This is a genomic window from Croceivirga thetidis (genome assembly GCF_012272815.1).
Classification (GTDB): domain Bacteria; phylum Bacteroidota; class Bacteroidia; order Flavobacteriales; family Flavobacteriaceae; genus Croceivirga; species Croceivirga thetidis.
The window spans coordinates 19140-37820 of sequence record NZ_JAAWWL010000002.1 but is presented as its reverse complement, the minus strand read 5'-3'; the positions used below and the strand labels follow the sequence as shown (position 1 = coordinate 37820).

Annotated in this window: 20 protein-coding genes; 12 read left to right on the top strand and 8 right to left on the bottom strand. The window is 37.8% G+C overall.

The genetic code is table 11. The features are described 5' to 3' along the window. Positions 1-53 precede the first annotated feature (53 nt). Positions 54-572, bottom strand: coding sequence for a hypothetical protein (locus HCU67_RS08030; RefSeq protein WP_168552128.1), 519 nt, complete (start codon positions 570-572; stop codon positions 54-56). Between the two features lie 105 nt (positions 573-677). On the opposite strand from HCU67_RS08030, the gene xerD reads away from it, so the two are divergent. Further along, positions 678-1580 (top strand): site-specific tyrosine recombinase XerD, encoded by a 903-nt coding sequence (xerD, locus tag HCU67_RS08025; RefSeq protein ID WP_168552127.1) that lies wholly within the window; start codon positions 678-680, stop codon positions 1578-1580. Positions 1581-1585: 5 nt separating this feature from the next. Here the strand turns inward: xerD and HCU67_RS08020 are convergent, their stop codons facing one another. Next, positions 1586-2872, bottom strand: a complete 1287-nt coding sequence (locus HCU67_RS08020; protein WP_168552126.1) for an NAD(P)/FAD-dependent oxidoreductase — start codon at positions 2870-2872, stop codon at positions 1586-1588. Between the two features lie 99 nt (positions 2873-2971). On the opposite strand from HCU67_RS08020, the gene HCU67_RS08015 reads away from it, so the two are divergent. From HCU67_RS08015 to HCU67_RS08005, 3 genes are all read left to right on the top strand, one after another. After that, positions 2972-4399 (top strand): M20 family metallopeptidase, encoded by a 1428-nt coding sequence (locus HCU67_RS08015; protein WP_168552125.1) that lies wholly within the window; start codon positions 2972-2974, stop codon positions 4397-4399. 74 nt (positions 4400-4473) lie between these two features. Further along, the gene (locus HCU67_RS08010) at positions 4474-4968 is read left to right on the top strand and encodes a sigma-70 family RNA polymerase sigma factor (RefSeq protein ID WP_168552124.1); all 495 of its coding nucleotides are present in this window, start codon (positions 4474-4476) and stop codon (positions 4966-4968) included. A gap of 4 nt (positions 4969-4972) precedes the next feature. Then, a complete protein-coding gene (locus tag HCU67_RS08005; protein ID WP_168552123.1) occupies positions 4973-5614 on the top strand; it encodes a hypothetical protein in 642 nt (213 codons plus the stop codon). A 6-nt stretch (positions 5615-5620) separates the two neighbouring features. On the opposite strand, the gene HCU67_RS08000 is transcribed toward HCU67_RS08005, so the two are convergent. Together HCU67_RS08000 and HCU67_RS07995 are read right to left on the bottom strand one after the other, a co-directional pair. Further along, positions 5621-6436, bottom strand: a complete 816-nt coding sequence (locus HCU67_RS08000; RefSeq protein WP_168552122.1) for a lysophospholipid acyltransferase family protein — start codon at positions 6434-6436, stop codon at positions 5621-5623. Positions 6437-6469: 33 nt separating this feature from the next. Continuing rightward, positions 6470-7108 carry an NUDIX hydrolase gene (locus HCU67_RS07995; protein WP_168552121.1) on the bottom strand — a complete coding sequence of 213 codons (639 nt, stop codon included), beginning with the start codon at positions 7106-7108 and terminating at the stop codon, positions 6470-6472. On the opposite strand from HCU67_RS07995, the gene HCU67_RS07990 reads away from it, so the two are divergent. Then, positions 7107-7814, top strand: coding sequence for a peptidylprolyl isomerase (locus HCU67_RS07990; RefSeq protein ID WP_168552120.1), 708 nt, complete (start codon positions 7107-7109; stop codon positions 7812-7814). The two genes, HCU67_RS07995 and HCU67_RS07990, sit on opposite strands and share 2 nt — an antisense overlap. Here HCU67_RS07990 and HCU67_RS07985 read toward each other — a convergent pair. After that, positions 7811-8416, bottom strand: coding sequence for a trimeric intracellular cation channel family protein (locus HCU67_RS07985; protein ID WP_168552119.1), 606 nt, complete (start codon positions 8414-8416; stop codon positions 7811-7813). The two genes, HCU67_RS07990 and HCU67_RS07985, sit on opposite strands and share 4 nt — an antisense overlap. Positions 8417-8419: 3 nt before the next feature. Then, a complete protein-coding gene (locus HCU67_RS07980) occupies positions 8420-9145 on the bottom strand; it encodes an RDD family protein (protein ID WP_168552118.1) in 726 nt (241 codons plus the stop codon). A 35-nt stretch (positions 9146-9180) separates the two neighbouring features. Here HCU67_RS07980 and HCU67_RS07975 point away from each other — a divergent pair, with 35 nt between their 5' ends. From HCU67_RS07975 to HCU67_RS07950, 6 genes are read left to right on the top strand one after another with little or no spacing between them, the layout of a single operon-like run. After that, positions 9181-10155: a stage II sporulation protein M gene (locus HCU67_RS07975; RefSeq protein ID WP_168552117.1), complete on the top strand. Its 975-nt coding sequence runs from the start codon at positions 9181-9183 to the stop codon at positions 10153-10155. Next, positions 10130-11068 carry a hypothetical protein gene (locus tag HCU67_RS07970; protein ID WP_168552116.1) on the top strand — a complete coding sequence of 313 codons (939 nt, stop codon included), beginning with the start codon at positions 10130-10132 and terminating at the stop codon, positions 11066-11068. The genes HCU67_RS07975 and HCU67_RS07970 overlap by 26 nt, the downstream gene beginning before the upstream one ends. Continuing rightward, positions 11068-11784, top strand: coding sequence for a DUF4129 domain-containing protein (locus HCU67_RS16765; RefSeq protein ID WP_168552115.1), 717 nt, complete (start codon positions 11068-11070; stop codon positions 11782-11784). Before HCU67_RS07970 ends, HCU67_RS16765 begins: the two co-directional genes overlap by 1 nt. 1 nt (position 11785) lies before the next feature. Beyond that, complete coding sequence (locus HCU67_RS07960; RefSeq protein WP_168552114.1) at positions 11786-12994, top strand: DUF4350 domain-containing protein; 1209 nt, start codon at positions 11786-11788, stop codon at positions 12992-12994. A 1-nt stretch (position 12995) separates the two neighbouring features. Then, the gene (locus tag HCU67_RS07955; protein WP_168552113.1) at positions 12996-13991 is read left to right on the top strand and encodes an AAA family ATPase; all 996 of its coding nucleotides are present in this window, start codon (positions 12996-12998) and stop codon (positions 13989-13991) included. Positions 13992-14040: 49 nt separating this feature from the next. Further along, complete coding sequence (locus tag HCU67_RS07950) at positions 14041-15327, top strand: DUF58 domain-containing protein (protein WP_345890699.1); 1287 nt, start codon at positions 14041-14043, stop codon at positions 15325-15327. Here HCU67_RS07950 and HCU67_RS07945 read toward each other — a convergent pair. Beyond that, the gene (locus tag HCU67_RS07945; protein ID WP_210423674.1) at positions 15319-15768 is read right to left on the bottom strand and encodes a YfiM family lipoprotein; all 450 of its coding nucleotides are present in this window, start codon (positions 15766-15768) and stop codon (positions 15319-15321) included. The two genes, HCU67_RS07950 and HCU67_RS07945, sit on opposite strands and share 9 nt — an antisense overlap. 237 nt (positions 15769-16005) lie before the next feature. Between HCU67_RS07945 and HCU67_RS07940 the strand changes: the two genes are divergently transcribed. Next, positions 16006-17736: a tetratricopeptide repeat protein gene (locus tag HCU67_RS07940; RefSeq protein ID WP_168552111.1), complete on the top strand. Its 1731-nt coding sequence runs from the start codon at positions 16006-16008 to the stop codon at positions 17734-17736. Positions 17737-17741: 5 nt separating this feature from the next. Here HCU67_RS07940 and HCU67_RS07935 read toward each other — a convergent pair whose 3' ends face one another. Then, a complete protein-coding gene (locus HCU67_RS07935) occupies positions 17742-18680 on the bottom strand; it encodes a nitronate monooxygenase (protein WP_168552110.1) in 939 nt (312 codons plus the stop codon). Between the last annotated feature and the right edge of the window lies 1 nt (position 18681).

Below are 18681 nucleotides of genomic sequence, written 5' to 3'. Positions count from 1 at the left end.
ATTAGAAATCTTTTTAAAACACTTAATCTAAAAAACAATGCAATTCTTCCTTTCTAGAAAGTAAATATGAGTCCTCCCGTAATGGTAGACCATTTTAGTTCCTCCAATTCGATATTGGTATAGGAAACATAAAATCCTGTGTTTTCGGTAACATCAAAATTTATTGTTGGTCTATAATATAATCCGCCTCCAAGTCCTTGATTAAGGGCTAAAGCATAACCCACATCAGCACCTATATTTAGATAACGTTGTGGGTAATATCGCAGTAAAGCGGCAGCTGGGATGAATTGTAGATTATTGAAATCTCCATTGATTGAAAAATCACCAACTTGAACTTGTTCTGTCTTGCCAAAAGCGTTTGTAAAACCAGTGGCGAAACCAATATCAAATTCTTCGGATATGCCATAATGCTGGAAAAAGTCGAAGCCGAAAGTAAATGAGGAAAAATCGGCGGATTGACTGGTTGGCATTCCGGCATGAAAACCGGCCTTCATAAAACCTCGTTCAATATATTGGGATTGAACAAAAGCGCAGACGAAAAATAAAACGATTAAAAGCGAAAGTTGCTTCATAGCTAATTCGGTTAAATTTGGTTTTTAGATTTGGGTCATAGTACCAAACGTAAAAATTTCATTTTTAGTGGACACCATACAAATCGAATACCCTAATTTTAAATTATGAAGTGGGAAGAGGCAATAGTTGATTATTCGAATTACCTAAAAATCGAGCGTGGCCTCTCTGAAAATTCAATTAAAAATTACCAGTTCGATTTAAAAAAATTAGTCGATTATTTGAAAGCAAGTGCAATCAAAAGTCCTCCTCAAACTATTGGTAAGGAAATTATTCAGCGATTCATATATGACATTTCCAAAGAAGTAAACCCAAGGTCTCAAGCGCGAATATTATCGGGCCTACGTGGGTTTTTCAACTATTTGATCTTCGAAAATTACAGACCCGATAATCCAATGGAATTGATAGAATCTCCAAAAATTGGTAGAAAATTACCCGATACTTTGTCTCAACTAGAAATCGATGAACTAATAGGTGCCATTGATTTGTCCCATCCTCAGGGTGAAAGAAATAGGGCCATACTCGAAACACTTTACGGTTGTGGTCTTAGGGTTTCTGAATTGGTAAGCTTGCGACTTTCAGATTTGTTTTTGGACGAGGACTTTATAAAGGTTTCTGGAAAAGGAGATAAACAACGATTGGTTCCCATTGCAGAACACACCAAAAAATATATTGACTTGTATCGAAAACATGTTCGCAACCATCAAAAAATACAACCAGGCTATGAAGATTTTCTTTATTTAAACCGAAATGGGAGGCAATTAACCAGAGCCATGATATTCGAAATTATCAAACGATTAGCTGAAAAAATTGGGCTCAAAAAAAATATTAGCCCGCATACATTTAGACATTCGTTTGCTACACATTTACTTGAAGGTGGAGCAGATTTAAGGGCGATTCAGCAGATGCTGGGGCATGAGAGTATTACAACAACCGAAGTCTACGTTCATGTAGATAGAAGTCATTTAACCGAAGTTTTGAAAAAGTTTCACCCAAGAACTGCATCATAAATTCATCAATCTAGTTGATACTTCTTTTTGAAGGGACGAATTATCAATCTGGCCTCTCGATCAAATTTTATGTAATTGTACACCCAATTTATGAATACCACAATCCTATTTCGAAATCCTATCAAAAAATAGAGGTGGACAAACATCCAGACAAACCAGGCAAATACTCCTTGGAATTTGAATTTTGGCAAGTCTGCCACTGCCTTGTTACGTCCAACCGTAGCCATACTTCCTTTGTCATTATAGTTAAAGGGCTTCATAGCCTTACCCTTCGAAAGCAACACCAGATTATCACCTAAATTTCTACCTTGCTGCATAGCAGGTTGAGCCATCATTGGATGCCCTTTTGGCCAGGTCTCAGATTCCATTTGGGCCACATCACCAATGGCGAATATATTTTCAAAGCCATGTACTTGATGAAATTCATTAACCCTTAATCGTTCTCCACGACAAAGAAATTCTTTTGAATTTAAGCCATTCAAACAAACTGCCTTTACCCCGGCCGCCCAAATAAGTGTTTGGGTTTCAAAAATGGTGTCGTCGTTTGTTTTGGCAACTTTTCCATCATATTCCTGCACCCTTAAGTTCTTCCAAACATTTACACCAAGCTTTTCTAAGAAGTCCTCTGCTTTTTTTGAAGCTATTTCACTCATGGCGGGTAATAACCTGTCACCACCTTGAACAAGGTTTATTTGGGCCCTACGTGTATCCAAATCTGGATAATCTTTAGGAAGAATCCCTTTTTTTATCTCTGCAAGGGCACCTGCAAGCTCCACGCCGGTAGGTCCACCTCCAACAATAACAAAGTTCATCAATGCCTCACGCTCATGCAAATCATCAGTAAGCAAAGCTTGCTCAAAATTTTCCAAAATTAGACTTCGCAGATTGAGTGACTGAGGAATGGACTTCATCTCCATACTGTTTTTCTGCAAGCTTTCATTACCAAAGAAGTTTGTTTCTGAACCTACCGCAACAACCAAGTAATCATATTTTAAAGACCCAATATTGGTCTCAACTTCTTCTTTATCCTTATTTATCTGTGATACCTCGGCCAATCGGAAATAAAAATTAGGATATCCTTGCAAAACTTTACGGATAGGATAGGCAATTGAATCAGGTTCAAGACCTCCCGTTGATACTTGATAAAGTAAGGGTTGGAATGTGTGATAATTGTGCTTATCCATCAAAACCACCTGAAATTCTTGGTTCGCGAGTTTCTTCGCCAAGGCTATGCCCGCGAAACCGCCTCCAATAATGATAACCCTAGGGTAACTCGACTGAGGTATGTTCATAAAAAAAGAAAGCACAAATTTAACCAAACTTGCCCCTTTTGCTGCCTAAAAGAGTTTTGTTTTTGCTATTTTTAAAACATTCGAAAACCAACACATCGCATGAAAAAATCATTCTTAACATTCGCCATTATAGGGCTCGTAAGTATCGTTGCCCAGGGTCAAAAAGACAAGTCAAGTGCTTTGTCAAAAATCGATGCTAAAAAAGAAACTTATACCGCAATTGCAGATAAAATTTGGGGTTTTGCCGAAATGGGCTACCAAGAAGTACAAAGTACTGCCCTATTACAAGAAACTCTTGAAAATGAAGGCTTTACAATTACCTCTGGTGTGGCAAATATTCCGACTGCATTCGTAGCTGAATACGGTTCTGGCGGTCCAGTGATAGGTATCTTAGGAGAATTTGATGCCTTACCCGGATTATCTCAAAAAGCAATTCCGCAAAAAGAATCTGCCGGAGGAATAGGTGGTCACGCCTGTGGTCATCATTTATTCGGAACCGCTTCGACCGCTGCTGCAATTACAGTTAAAGAATGGCTAAAAGAGACCAATCAAATGGGAACGATACGTTTCTATGGCTGTCCCGCAGAAGAAGGTGGTGGGGCAAAGGTTTATATGGCTCGAGAGGGGTTGTTCGATGATGTTGATATTGTACTCCACTGGCATCCAAGTTCTCAGAATGCGGCTAGTGCAGCAGCTGCATTAGCAAATATTTCCGGAAAGTTTCGGTTTAATGGAGTTTCAGCACATGCTGCCGGTGCTCCCCATATGGGCCGTTCGGCCCTGGATGGTGTTGAAGCAATGAACCACATGGTCAATATGATGCGTGAACATGTTCTTCAAGAAACCCGAATTCATTATGTTATCACCGATGGTGGAAAAGCACCGAATGTTGTTCCAGATTTTGCCGAAGTCTATTATTACGCCAGACATAACAGCCGAGATGTTGTACGCGATGTTTTTGACCGTATTATAAAGGCTGCAGAGGGTGCCGCCATGGGCACAGGAACTACCATGGAATATGAAATCGTGAATGGGGTCCACGAACTATTACCAAATTTGGTTCTTCAAAAAGTTGTTCACGACAATCTTTCTGAAATAGGGGGCTTCACCTATACTGCTGAGGAGCGTGAATTTGCAGAAAAAATATCACAAAGTCTCGGGCAGAAAGAACTCGTCGAAAAAAGGGCCCTTGAAGTTCAACCATTTAAAGAAACCGCCAGAGCTTACGGCTCAACTGATGTGGGGGATGTAAGTTTTGTTGTTCCAACAGTTGGTTTTGGCACAGCAACTTGGGTGCCTGGAACACCTGCCCATAGCTGGCAAGCGGTGGCTGCAGGAGGAACTTCTATTGGCCATAAAGGAATGGTTGTTGCCGCTAAAACTTTAACCGCAACGGCGATTGATTTATTTACCAATACAGACCTAATCGAACAAGCAAAAAAGGAATTTGAGGAACGAAGAGGCGTTGATTTTGTCTATGCCCCACTGTTGGGTGATCGCCCACCGGCACTAGACTATCGAAAATAAAATTTTAAATAAAACCGTGAAAGTTGTAACAATCACGGTTTTTTGTTGTCCAATAGTTAACCATCCAGCCTTTAGTGAAAAAAGAACTTGAGCATCAATTTGTGACCGAACTCGAGAACAATCAAAACATTGTTCACAAGGTTTGTAGTCTTTATACCAATGACCGCGATTCCCACAATGACCTGTTTCAAGAAATTACAATTCAGCTCTGGAAAGCGTATCCAAAATTTAGGGGAGACGCTAAATTCAGCACTTGGATGTACCGTGTGGCCTTGAACACTGCCATAACCTTATACCGAAAATCGAAAAGACGGGTCAAAACACAAGACTATGATTCCGTGATTTTTAAGATTAAGGCGAATGAATATGACGATACTGAAGAGCGCCAGCTGAAATTGATGTATGATGCAATTAAACAATTGGGTGACATTGATAAAGCATTGGTATTCTTATACTTAGAGGATAAAGATTATGCAGAAATATCAGAAACTTTGGGTATTACCGAGGTTAATGCAAGGGTCAAGATGAACCGAATTAAGAACAAACTTAAAACCATTATTAATCCGTAGTGATATGATGGACGAATTAGAACTTTTAAAGAAAGATTGGCAGAAGAAGGAAAAAGACCTTCCCAAACTTTCTTTTGACCAGATTTATAAGATGATAAAGAAAAAATCCTCTTCCATTGTGAAATGGATTTTTTATATCAGTTTAATCGAATTTGGTTTTTGGTTATTACTTTCTTTTTTACCTATTGATACCGAAGAACTTAATGTAGAAAAGATTCAAATGTTCAATACGTTGAACACTATTCTAGACATTGTTTTTTACAGTGTAGTTGCTTTCTTTATTTATAGATTTTATCAGAATTATCGCAAAATAAGTGCTGCAGATAATGCGCGTAACCTGATGAAGAAAATCATAAAGACCAGAAGCACAGTAATGAAATACGTTTGGTTCAACTTGTGCTTTTTTGCCTTGATGATGGTTGTCATTTCAGTGGAGTACGTTATTTCAAATCCAAATGGCGCCTTGACCGAAAAAATAGCAACTGCAGATAATAGTCTTGCCTTATGGGCATTATTTGCATTGATACTTCTTGGTGCAATTGTATTTTTCGCCCTAATTCTTTGGTTACTTTACCGTGTTCTTTACGGTATTTTACTCAAACGCTTAAATGAAAATTACAGGGAGCTTAAAAAGCTTGAAGTTTAGACCTAATCAATATTCTCCCTTATAGCTGTAGCGCCTTTTTTGGTGGTCTTCTTCGTAGGCAGCAATCTGGTCTTCGGGAATCACTTTTAAAAAAGAAGGATGTTGTTCAATAGCATACTCTAGCTTCTCTATGATTTGCTCAATGGATTCATTATCGTAGTCTATGTTCAAAGGCTCTTTTATCTGCATGGATTGAAGAATTCCCTTTTTCTTAATATACAATCCCTTCTTATCAAAAGAACGCCTAAAACCATCAATAACAACGGGTACTACAATAGGCTTGTAACGTTTTATAATATGGGCAGTGCCTTTTCGTAAGGGTTTCCAAGGTTTGGTCGTACCCTGCGGAAAAGTAACTACCCAACCATCTTCAAGGGCAATACCTATATTGGAAATATCGCTCATTTTCACCTGCCTGTTTACATCTTGGCCATCGGCACGCCAAGTGCGCTCAATGCTAATGGAACCCGCGTAGGCCAAAATTTTGGTCAACAGACTTTTGCCCATGGTTTCCTTAGCCGCAACATAATAGAAATTGAGCTTTGGTTTCCATAGGTAGGTTACATTTTTTATACTATCGTCACGTCCGCTAAGTGCTGCATTGAACACATGGAACATTGCCACCACATCTGCAAAATAGGTTTGATGATTGCTTACAAAAAGAACGTTCGCTTCAGGTAGTTCACGAATAACATCAGAACCTTCGATATGAAGGGTATTGAACTGCTTGTATCGATTATGGGTAATTAACCCCATAATGCGAATAAGCCATTTTTTTAAAAAAAGATAATGTCCGAAAGGATTTTTCTTAAATAAACCCATGAATTCTATTGAAAGGCTAATTTACAAAAACAGCTAAAGTAGCTGCCTTAATAGTGATTTGATTTCATTGAGCATCATACCGGTTGCTCCCCAAACGGTATGACCATTGAGCATAAAAGCAGGTACTTCAATATTTTGTGCGTAGGAAGTATTCAAATTCTGCTTAATCAATTTTGAATCATCCAAAAAGTCTTGAACAGAAACCTCAACCAGATTTTCTACTTCAGATACCTGAACTTCAAAAGGATAAGGATTTGGAAACATACCCAAAAATGGTTGTACCCAAAAATTACTTGGGGGAATATACAATCTGGTCAGCTCTTTTAGTACTTCAATATCTGAACCTTTCACCCCTACCTCTTCAGAAGTTTCCCGCAAGGCTGTATCCAATAAATTCTTGTCCGCTGCTTCAACTTTTCCTCCAGGAAAACCTATTTGATTTGAATGGACACCTTTATATGACTTGCGAAGAATTAGTAAGATATGCGCAATCTCATTTTTAGGATAGAACAAGGCCATTACCGCAGAATGCTTTGGATTTCGTTTTTCAATCTTTTCCAAATTGCGCCATTCTCGGCGCATTGCTGGTTCCATCAAAAAATGTGCTTCTTCGCCGGGCAAGGGTAGATTTTTTATTTTTGACGACAGTTGATATAAATCTTCAAATTTCATGCAAAACCTTCGGTTGACAATAGCTGCAAGTATAACGCTTATTTTTTTCCTCTCCTGCCAAAACAAACCAAAAGAAAAAACCGAAGTTGATGTGGTATCTACAAATAAGGACAGCCTAAATATTGAGGAATCTGAGGTAATTCAGGAGGAAGAGCCTTTTCTTTTAAATGAAGAGAACGCCATTGATTTTTTCTTCAATTATGCTAAAGAAGTTACGGAAACCAAAGTTCGGTTAACGACTTCAATGGGTGCTATCACCATTGAGTTGTATGATAATGTGCCTTATCACAAGGGTAATTTTATTTATTTGGCCAAACAAGGTTATTTTGACAACACCATGTTCCATAGAGTCGTCAAGAATTTTATCATTCAAGGTGGAAATGCGGATAATAAAGCAACTTCGCAAAAACGAAAAGAAATCGGTCGTTATCTTTTACCACCGGATACTCGAAAAGGGCACAAACACCATCGTGGCACCATTTCAATGCCGAGCAGCGAACGCGACAACCCACATAAGTTAGCATCACCCTATGAATTTTTCATTGTGGTCACAAAACCTGGAAGTTATCACCTAGATGGAAGTTATACCCCCTTCGGTCGGGTAGTTGAAGGAATGGATGTTGTGGATAAAATCAATAAGGTTGAGGTAGATTCAGGTGATTGGCCCATGCAAAATGTATACATTCTAAAAGCGGAGGCTTTTTAAGTCCTGTAAATATTCGGAAGGGTAATTTTAAATTTAACGGCTAATAGTCTGGTCAAGATTACAACGATAATAGCTGCAATATTTGCGTAGGCATCCACTATCGGAAGCTGAGCAAAGAGAAAATAACTAAAGCCACCAGCGATACAAGCAGTAGCGTAAATTTCTTTTCTAAATATCACGGGGATTTCATTGCACAAGATATCACGAATTACACCTCCAAAACTTGCTGTCATTGTTCCTAAAGCCACACAAATTACGGGTACCAGTTCGGCTTGAAGGCCCTTTTCAATACCAACCATAGTGTAAAGCCCAATACCAATTGTATCAAATAAAAACAGAGATTTTCTTAGGTATTTCAACTGTTTTACAAATATTATGGCGAATACGACTGAGGCTAGAATTACAATAACGTAGGTCAGGTTTTGCATCCATCCGACCGGAGTATTTCCAATTAACAAATCTCGAAGGGTACCACCACCTATAGCGGTGACAAAAGCAATGATTACTACTCCGAACAAATCCAATTTTTTCTCCATTGCCACTAAGACTCCTGAGATGGCAAAAGCAATAGTTCCTAAGATGTCAATTACCTGAAAGAACATCCCTTAAATTTTCTGAGTGTAGTAATTATAGTCCTTTAAAACAGTATCCAAATATTGACTATCGTAAAGCTCCGAATTGGAGTTAAGGATGCTTTCGACCTTTAGACGCAGTTCTTTGAGTGTTTTGAAATCATTACTCTTCCTTGCAATAAGATAGGTCTCCTTAATAAGTCTTACATCCTTATCCGTTAATATCGAAACGTTCGTGAACTTCGGAATATATTCCTCTTCAACATTTTCTAAGATGGTATGCGAAACCTTTACTTTATTCTTAGTACTGATTACAACGGTTCCGGCAGCGGCATCTCCGAGTCGCTGTCTTCGTTCAGAAAAGAGTAATGTCAAAATACCTATTGACCCAAAAAATATCCAGATATCAACCAAACGCAGCATCCATCGAACCAAATAATTACTCCAATGTACAGGAGTACCGTCAAAACGAACAACTCTCATTTTTAATAACATCTTGCCAACCGTTCTGCCATTAAAGATGCTATGCATGAATAAACTGTAGCCCATCGCTGGAAGAAAAATCAATGCCACCAGACCACGTTGGGTCCATCGGTCCTCATAAATATAGCCAATGGCATCGCCGATTAAATTGACTAAAATCGCATAGAGGTATAAAATAAAAGCATCTATAAAAAATGCCACGATTCGTTCACCAATACTGACAATTTTATAATTAAGGTTAACATTTTGCGTTGTATTGATTTGAAGGTTGCCCATTAACAGGTACTTTTATCTTGCTGTAATTAGATTTTATGCGCGAAGCCGCCTTTGTCAAACAAAATAAGGAAAAATGGATAGCATTCGAAAAGGCTATCACCCTTAACTCCAAGACAAACCCAGACGAACTTGCAGATGGTTATATTCAACTAACAAACGACTTGGCATACGCGCAAACCTATTACGAAGGAAGTAAAACTTTATTGTATCTAAATTCCCTTGCTTCACAAGCCCACCAAAAAATTTACAAGAACAAAAAAGAAAGCGGCAATCGCATTGTGGATTTTTGGGCGTATGAATTCCCCTTATTTTTTAAAGGTTATCAAAAAACCTTATTGGTATCGGTCTTGATTTTTGTTGTCGCTGTGGCCATCGGAAGTGTTTCTGCGCTCAATGATTCAACTTTCGTACGCTTAATTCTAGGAGATGCATATGTCAATGAAACTCTAAACAACATAGCCAATGGAGATCCTGCTGCTATATATAAAAGCGGTAGTGAAATAGGAAGCTTTTTAGGAATTACCATTAATAACATTCGAGTAGCCTTTTTAGCCTTTGCCTTTGGGGTAATTACCAGTATTGGCACGGCCTATATTCTATTTAGTAATGGTGTTATGGTTGGTGCTTTTATAACGTTTTTTTATACTAAGGGTGTGTTCTTTGAAGCAAACAAACAGATTTGGTTACATGGCACTATAGAACTTTCAGTAATCGTTGTTGCTGGTTGTGCCGGATTGATAATGGGCAATAGTATTTTATTCCCCAAGACCTATTCAAGACGAGTCTCATTTATGAAAGGTGCGAAAGACGGGCTTAAGGTAGTGGTAAGCACTATTCCGTTTTTTATAGTTGCAGGTTTTATTGAAGGCTTTATAACTCGTTATACCGATATGCCCAATTGGTTGGCTTTTTTGATTATAGGGGCTTCATTACTATTAATCGTTTTTTATTACGGAATATATCCTAGAATTTTAAATCGTTTAGATGCAAAAAAATTACATCCCGCTTAGGGTAAATCGAGATTTTGGTGATATCATCACCACTTACTTTGATTTTTTCAAGCAAAACATTAAAAAATTCACCAATGTATTTTTAAGTTACAACGGTATTTTTTTAGTGGCCCTCTTAATTGTCAGTTACCTCTTGGTTTCCGGTTTTATGGGAATGATTGCCGCAGAACGTAGCACCTTTGGTTTGAATAGACCTGATTCATCCGAGCAAGACTATTTAATTCTTATTGGTGCCGGTGGTATATTATTTTTCTTTGTTTTTATCGCTGTCGCCATTTTAAATTATAGCCTTTCAACCAGTTATATGGTCAAATATGATGAAAAAGAGGGTAATCAATTTGACAAAAAAGAGGTTTGGGGGTACGCGCGAAACCAATTAGGGAACATTGTTCTTTTTGTTTTACTGTTAATACCCATTTACATTATATTCATGATTATCGCCATTATTTGCGCCATAATCCCTATTCTAGGAATATTTGCCCAATACATCATCCAATACTTTCTAATAGCATGGGTTGGGGTCTCCTTTTTTGACATGTTACAAAATAACAAAGGTGTTACAGCTGCCCTTGGTGAAGGGTGGAATCTTGTAACGAAAAACTTTTGGCGTTCGGTCGGGGTTAATTTTGTTTTAGGCCTATTGTTGGGAATCCTAATTTTGGTTGCCTTAATCGTCCCTGGGGTCATTATCGGATTTTACACCTTTCATGTGGTGCAAAATGATGTGGACTTTGTGAATTCAGTGGTGGCTACAATCGTATATACGTTGGGTACTTGTGTGGTTTTAATAGTTGCTGTTTACGGTCAATGCCTCACCCAATTTGGCAATGGATTATTGTATTATACTTTGCATGAAAAAACATACAATATCCACACAAGGAAAAAAATTGAGCAAATAGGCGAATCACTATAGTGAGAATTACAATCCTTCTTTTCTTATGTTCTTTTTTTGGCTTTACACAAGTCGAAAAAGATTCATTGTCCCTTGCGGAGGATAAAAATTCCATTCTTCAAGAAAGGAATTTTGAGGATGGCTTAAATGAAAGATATTCAGGAGAGGAATTTGATTACACCATAAAAACGGGTGAATCTGCAAACCTGATTTCCCGTTTTTTGAGATGGTTCGGCAATTGGCTAAATGATACATTCGGAATTCAAATTCCGCCTGGAACACTTGAAGTGCTTAAATGGTTGATCTACATTGTTATGGGCGGTTTGGTTATCTTCCTAATTGTTCGAATGTTCGTTAATGAACGCTTTGAAGCCATTTTTTCAAAAAAAGCCAAGTCCTTTGCCGACATTGAACTCGCCGAGCAACATATTGAAGCCATTGATTTTGATAGCTTACTTAAAGATGCATTGAAAAATAAAGATTATCGTTTGGCTGTGAGATACCACTTTCTAAAACTGCTAAAACGATTATCCCAAAAGGAACTTATTGAATGGCATTTTGAAAAGACAAACTCTGAATACCATCAAGAAATCCAGGAGCCCAAATTACAATCTGGTTTTAAAGAGCTAGCGTATTTGTACGATTATGTTTGGTATGGTGAACAACCCATCACCGAAAGTCTGTTCAGTAGGGCAGCAAATCAGTTTGAAAAAATGAACCAAATCATTCCACGTTAATATGGAAAGGCGTGCAAAAATCATATTATGGATTTTCGGTTTGGTATTATTGGGCATCATAGCATCGGAAATTATTAGACCCAGACCACTAGATTGGCGCCCTTCGTATACTTTGAATGACAAAATTCCATTTGGGTGTTATGTACTTCACAATGAACTCCCCACTATTTTTCCGAACAGTCAAATTGAGACTATCGAAGAGAGCTTGTACGATGTTTTGATCGCATTGGATTCTACCGAAAAATCCAATTACATGCTGATCAATGATTTTGTGGATTTAGATCAACAAGAACTCAATCAATTATTGAGTTTCGTCGAAAAAGGAAACTCGGTCTTTTTATCTACAAATTCAATCAGTTATAATTTAGCGGACACATTGAACTTGGTCATCAGAAGTGATTATACTATAACTGAAGACACTGTATTGGTCGATTTGACCCATCAAAAATTTAAAGGTCAAAAATTTTCATTTGCAAGAGGATTGAACAACACCCAAATCACCAAAGTTGATACGGCAAACACAACAATCTTGGGTTATTTGGAATTTCTTCGTAAAAATGAATTTGTTCCAGAACCTGCAGAAAAAATAAAGTTGCCGAACTTTATAAAAACCAAATTCGGTAGAGGCGATATTTTTATTCATTCTACCCCCCAAGCTTTTGCAAATTATTATTTACTTGGTGGTAATTCCGATTACGCAGCAAATGTCCTTTCCTATATAGATACCGACAAAATATTCTGGGATAATTATAAAAAATCAGGTCGCGTAATAATTGATTCCCCAATGCGGTTTGTTCTTAATCAAGATGCATTGAAATGGGCCTACTACCTCATGATTATCGGATTACTGCTCTTTGTAATTTTTAGGGCAAAACGAGAGCAACGTATTATACCTGTTATAGAACCAATTCAAAACTCTTCGGTTGAATTCGCTAGAACTGTTGGTTCCCTATATTATCAGAGCAAAGATTATAATGACCTTATCGAAAAAAAATTGAATTACTTTTTAGCCTTTTTACGTGAACGATATTATATAGATACAACTACCATAAACGAAAACACATTTAAGGTTATCGCATCTAAGTCAGCGAAACCATACGAAGAAGTTAAAAAGCTCATGGAGTTCATCATTTACCTAAAGGGAAAACCAATCAACTCTGAGCAAGACCTCATTCAGTTGAACAAAAAAATCACCGCATTTAAATCTTAACATGGAAACAACCCAAGAAAATAATCCATTGGAATTTAGCTCAAGAATAGACCTTGCAAAATTGCAAGAAGCCGTTGAAAAAATTAAAGCGGAGTTGGGCAAAGTTATCATCGGGCAACACGATATGATAGAACTACTTATCATATCAATTTTGGCAAATGGACATTCTTTAATTGAAGGAGTGCCAGGTGTTGCTAAAACTGTTACAGCCAAACTATTGGCCCGTACAATGAATGTTGATTTCAATCGAATTCAATTCACCCCAGATTTAATGCCCAGCGACATTTTAGGTACGTCGGTCTTTAATGTTAAAACCTCAGAATTCGAATTCAAAAAAGGTCCTTTGTTTTCAAACTTGATATTAATTGATGAAATCAATCGGGCTCCGGCCAAGACACAATCGGCATTGTTTGAAGCTATGGCAGAGCGCCAAATTACCATTGATGGCAAAGAATATCAAATGCAAGCTCCTTTTTTGGTATTTGCTACCCAAAACCCTGTAGAACAAGAAGGTACGTATCGCCTACCTGAAGCCCAACTAGATCGTTTTCTCTTTAAAATCAACGTAGATTATCCATCATTGGAAGAAGAGATTAAAATATTAGAGAGTAAACACGACCTTAAAAATAAAGATGAAGAAGCGTTTGTAGAAACTGTTTTGACCGCTAAAGAAATTGCAGAATACCAAAACATAATTAAAGAGGTCATAGTAGAAAGCAATCTTTTAAGGTACATCGCTTCTATTGTTGAAAACACAAGAACCAATGCTAGTCTGTATTTAGGGGCTTCACCAAGGGCTTCTATTGCCATTATGGATGCATCTAAAGCATTGGCTGTTATGAACGGACGTGATTTCATTACGCCAGAAGACATTAAAAAAGTTACCAAACCCATCTTAAGACACCGAATCATCTTGACTCCAGAACGCGAGATGGAAGGGCTTACTCCTGAAAAGGTGATTGATCAGTTGGTGGAATCAATTGAAATACCCCGTTAAGGTGAAGAAGGTTTTTAAAAATGTATTTCTACAAAAACGATTTTTCATTGTGCTAACATGCATTTTGATAGGTTTTTTGGTGGCATTCATTTTTCAAAATCTATTGGGTGTTTTTCAAATCTTATTTTACGTTTTTGTGTTGTTGATTGTAGCGGATATTCTTTTACTTTTCGTTTCAAAAGGACGGATTGAAGGCAAGCGTGAATTACCAGATAAGCTTTCTAATGGTGATGAAAACCCTATCCCAATAAACATTTCAAACACCTATTTATTTACAGCAACGATAAAAATTATAGACGAGTTGCCCTTTCAATTTCAGAAGCGTGATTTTGGTCTTGAAAGCAACTTAAAATCTGGAGCTGCCAAATTTTACAACTACCATATTAGACCAACAGAGCGAGGTTCCTATTCGTTCGGCAGTTTAAATATTTTCGCCTCTTCCCCTTTAGGTTTGTTGGCCAGAAGGTTTCAATTTGATCAAGCAGCAGAAATTCCAGTGTATCCCTCATTCTTACAATTAAGGAAATACGATTTAATCGCATTCTCAAATAGACTTTTTGAATATGGCCTAAAGAAAATTCGTCGCATCGGCCACACTATGGAATTTGAACAGATTAAAGACTATGTAATAGGCGATGACATTCGTAACATTAATTGGAAAGCAACTGCCAAAAGAAACCAATTGATGGTTAATCAGTATCAGGATGAAAAATCACAACCAATTTATTCAGTTATTGATAAGGGACGGGTTATGAAAATGCCTTTCAATGGTCTTAAATTATTGGATTATGCAATTAATGCAACCTTGGTCATTAGTAACATAGCGATTAAAAAAAATGACAAGGCCGGTATGTTTGCTTTTAGCAATGCCATTCAAAATCGAGTTGTTGCTGACAGAAGAAGTTCTCAAATGAATTTGATTCTTGAGACCCTATATAATTTGGATACCAACTTCGTAGAAAGTGATTTCAGTCGATTATATATCGATATTAAAAGAAACCTAAACCAAAGAAGTCTTCTCTTACTTTACACCAATTTTGAAACCTTAGATGCATTGCATCGGCAATTACCATATCTACAGGCCATTTCAAAAAACCATTTGTTGGTTGTCATCTTTTTCGAAAATACCGAATTACAGGACTTTGCCTCAAAACCACCAAAAAACACCCATCAAATTTTTGAGCAAACAATAGCGGAAAAGTTTATTTACGAAAAAAAACGCATCGTAAATGAATTGAGGAAATACGGTATTCAAACAATCCTAACAAAACCAGAAGATTTGACTATAAATACCATAAATAAGTATTTAGAAATCAAAGCTCGAGGATTAATCTAAAATATGGGTAGGCAACGCTAATTCCGAAAGTGTTGGAAGCCTATTGTCAACCATCTGAAGTTCTTGTAATTCGGGTACGAACCCGACCGTTAAACCGCCCTGAGGCTTAGTTTTTCTATTTTTTTTATGGTCTGTAAAAATATCAATAGTAATTCCAACGGTAGCTCCCCCAAGAATTGTAGCCAATAAATCGCCATTATCCCAACCAGAGCCATTTGGGTTTGAATCTATGGCCTCCTTACCTAAACCAACCAGCGCACTTCCGCCGATTGCACCAGCGAACGTCCAAAAACGATTCCCATTTGAAACTTGTTTTGCAATTCCAGCGCCAGCCAAACCGTAGAGATTACCTCCCACAAAATGAAGGATTTTGTCATTCTCTATTTGAGCATTTCCCTTTATAAAGAATAGCAATACCAGACCAAATAATAGGTTTTTCATAGGACACAAATATAAGGTTTGATACAAGGAAGCAACTAGTTAAAGTTTGAATTGAATAGTATGCTACTACCTTGTCTACTTCAATTTCAGATTAACGCTTGAAAATTGGACTTAATTTGCTTTTTTTTAGTACTTTACAATACTTACAGCAGAATTAACTCCACCAAGACCTGACCTTCCCCCCTATACCGGATTTCTCCGCGTTGATATTTTATTTTGAACATTAATTTCAATCAAATGAAAAGCTTCAAACAAAACACGTATCTACTTTTCGCAATTTTTCTTTTGGTTTCCATAACCATTTTATTGAACGAAAAGAAAAAATCGTCAGAAAGACAATTGGCTTCTTTAAATTTTATGAAATGTACCGTTGCAAACTTTATGTTGGAAGCCGTTGATAGCACCCAACAAATTGCACCAATATTTGAAGGTCTAGGAAATCATCATTTAAAGATTTCTACCGATGAACCAGATTGTCAAATGTTTTTTGACCAAGGTTTAAAGCTAACTTATGCGTTTAACCATGCCGAAGCCCACCGCTCATTTTTGGAGGCCTCAAGGTTAGACCCATCTTCACCCATGACTTATTGGGGTCAAGCCTACGCTTTAGGTCCAAATATTAATGATCCGATTCCTGATAGCAAAAGAAGAATCAAGGCAAATGAAGCGGCACTCAAGGCATTAAAGCATGTTTCAAAGGCAGATTCGAAGGAAAAAGCTTTAATTGAAGCATTATCAGTGAGATATTCGGCCGATACCACCATTGATTTAAATATACTTGACGAACGTTACATGGAGGCAATGCAAAAAGTTGTCAAAAAATTTCCGGATGATACTGACATTTTAACCCTTTTTGCCGCATCAGTTATGAATACTACAAGATGGAATTATTGGAATGAAAGCAATGAGCCCATGAATGGTATTGCAGAAGCAAAAAAAGGCTTGGAAAAAGCAATTAAAATTAATCCGAAAAATCCCGGTGCACATCACTATTATATTCATATGGTTGAACTTCCAAATCCTGATTTGGCCGTTCAAAGTGCAGATTCTTTAGGTAACCTAATGCCTTCTGCCGGACATATCGTGCATATGCCTTCACACATTTATATACGAGTAGGAAGATATCTTGATGCCGTAAAGGTCAATCAAAAAGCGATATTGGCAGATGAAGATTACATTTCACAATGTTATGCACAAGGAATGTATCCATTGGCCTATTACCCTCACAATGTCCATTTTCTTTGGTCTGCGGCCAGTTTATTGGGGCATAGTGAAATTGCCATTGATGCCGCAAAAAAAACAGCTGAAAAGGTTCCGGTTGGTGAGATGAAAGATTTGCACTTCCTCCAAAATTTCGCCGCCACACCCTTACTGTCCTACGTGCGATTTGGCAAATGGAATGATATTCTGACCACGCCACCTCCAAATCAAGAAATTAAACACTTACGTCTTATTTGGCATTATGCTAGAGGGGTGGCTTTTGCGAAAAAGGAAAACCTAAAAGAGGCAAAAGAGGAACTTGAAGCTATCGAAGCAATGCTTTTGGATGATGACTTGAAAAATATGATGGCTGTAGGTTTTGATTCAAGTCATACAATAGCGACTCTAGCTTCAGAAATAGTTTCAGGGGAAATTGCTTTGATGGAGGCGCGCTTTGACGAAGCTATTTCACACTTTAAAAATGCTGTTCATATTGAAGATAGTTTAGTTTACAATGAACCTTCTGCTTGGTATATACCACCACGGCAAAATCTTGGTACAGCATTACTAAAAGCAGAAAGATACGATGAAGCAGAAAGTACGTTTAAAGAAGATTTAGCTGAATTACGCCAAAATGGTTGGTCATTGACCGGTCTTTACCTATCCCTCGAGAAACAAGGGAAACTAGAAGAAGCCAATCAAATAAGACAGGAATTGAAAAAAGCTATGGAGCATTCAGACCTCGAAATAACGGCTGCTGTTTTTTGATGGTATTAAAGGGGCAGATTCGTTTTGGCCTTCAAGTATTGCTGCATAATTTCTGAAACAATTTCAGAGGCAGGTTTAATTTCGTTAATCATGGCAGATACTTGACCAATTTCCAGTTCCCCCTCTTCCATATCCCCTTCGAACATTCCTTTTTTTGCTCGAGCACGACCTAAAATGGCCTTTAGTTCTTGGGGTGATGCGCAATTTGAATAAGCTGTCTGCAACTCGCTATAAAATTTGTTTTTTAGTAGTCTTACGGGGGCCAATTCTTTTAGGGTCAAGTGTGTATCCCCCTCCTTTGCGTTTAAAACGGCATCTTTAAAAGCTTGGTGTGAAGAAGCCTCTGTGCTAGCCACGAAACGGCTTCCAATTTGAACGCCATCTGCACCAAGTACCATTGCGGCAAGCATTTGTTGGCCAGTTGCAATACCGCCAGCCGCGATTAAAGGAATTTCAATTTCATTTCTAAGCATAGGAATCAATACAAATGTTGTGGTTTCATCCCTACCATTATGACCTCCAGCTTCAAAACCCTCTGCAACTACGGCGTCAACACCTGCATCCTGTGCTTTAAGTGCAAATTTCAAACTACTTACCACATGTACTACGGTCACACCATGTTCTTTAAAAAAAGGAGTCCATGTTTTTGGATTTCCAGCTGAAGTGAATACAATTTTCACACCCTCATCAACTATTATCTGCATGATTTGTTCCAAGTCAGGATATAGCATTGGAACATTGATCCCAAAAGGTTTTTCAGTGGCCTTTTTACATTTTTGGATATGTTCTCTGAGTATTTCTGGATACATACTTCCAGCTCCTAAAAGTCCAAGACCTCCGGCATTGGAAACGGCCGATGCCAATCGCCACCCACTAGCCCATATCATACCCGCTTGTATAAGCGGATATTTGATACCAAACAATTGATTTACCTTGTTCTCCACA

Excerpts from the sequence above, each read along its gene's own strand:
- HCU67_RS08030 (WP_168552128.1), bottom strand. The coding sequence starts at position 572 with ATGAAGCAACTTTCGCTTTTAATCGTTTTATTTTTCGTCTGCGCTTTT.
- xerD (WP_168552127.1), top strand. The coding sequence starts at position 678 with ATGAAGTGGGAAGAGGCAATAGTTGATTATTCGAATTACCTAAAAATC.
- HCU67_RS08020 (WP_168552126.1), bottom strand. The coding sequence starts at position 2,872 with ATGAACATACCTCAGTCGAGTTACCCTAGGGTTATCATTATTGGAGGC.
- HCU67_RS08015 (WP_168552125.1), top strand. The coding sequence starts at position 2,972 with ATGAAAAAATCATTCTTAACATTCGCCATTATAGGGCTCGTAAGTATC.
- HCU67_RS08005 (WP_168552123.1), top strand. The coding sequence starts at position 4,973 with ATGATGGACGAATTAGAACTTTTAAAGAAAGATTGGCAGAAGAAGGAA.
- HCU67_RS08000 (WP_168552122.1), bottom strand. The coding sequence starts at position 6,436 with ATGGGTTTATTTAAGAAAAATCCTTTCGGACATTATCTTTTTTTAAAA.
- HCU67_RS07990 (WP_168552120.1), top strand. The coding sequence starts at position 7,107 with ATGCAAAACCTTCGGTTGACAATAGCTGCAAGTATAACGCTTATTTTT.
- HCU67_RS07995 (WP_168552121.1), bottom strand. The coding sequence starts at position 7,108 with ATGAAATTTGAAGATTTATATCAACTGTCGTCAAAAATAAAAAATCTA.
- HCU67_RS07985 (WP_168552119.1), bottom strand. The coding sequence starts at position 8,416 with ATGTTCTTTCAGGTAATTGACATCTTAGGAACTATTGCTTTTGCCATC.
- HCU67_RS07980 (WP_168552118.1), bottom strand. The coding sequence starts at position 9,145 with ATGGGCAACCTTCAAATCAATACAACGCAAAATGTTAACCTTAATTAT.
- HCU67_RS07975 (WP_168552117.1), top strand. The coding sequence starts at position 9,181 with ATGCGCGAAGCCGCCTTTGTCAAACAAAATAAGGAAAAATGGATAGCA.
- HCU67_RS07970 (WP_168552116.1), top strand. The coding sequence starts at position 10,130 with ATGCAAAAAAATTACATCCCGCTTAGGGTAAATCGAGATTTTGGTGAT.
- HCU67_RS07960 (WP_168552114.1), top strand. The coding sequence starts at position 11,786 with ATGGAAAGGCGTGCAAAAATCATATTATGGATTTTCGGTTTGGTATTA.
- HCU67_RS07955 (WP_168552113.1), top strand. The coding sequence starts at position 12,996 with ATGGAAACAACCCAAGAAAATAATCCATTGGAATTTAGCTCAAGAATA.
- HCU67_RS07945 (WP_210423674.1), bottom strand. The coding sequence starts at position 15,768 with ATGAAAAACCTATTATTTGGTCTGGTATTGCTATTCTTTATAAAGGGA.
- HCU67_RS07940 (WP_168552111.1), top strand. The coding sequence starts at position 16,006 with ATGAAAAGCTTCAAACAAAACACGTATCTACTTTTCGCAATTTTTCTT.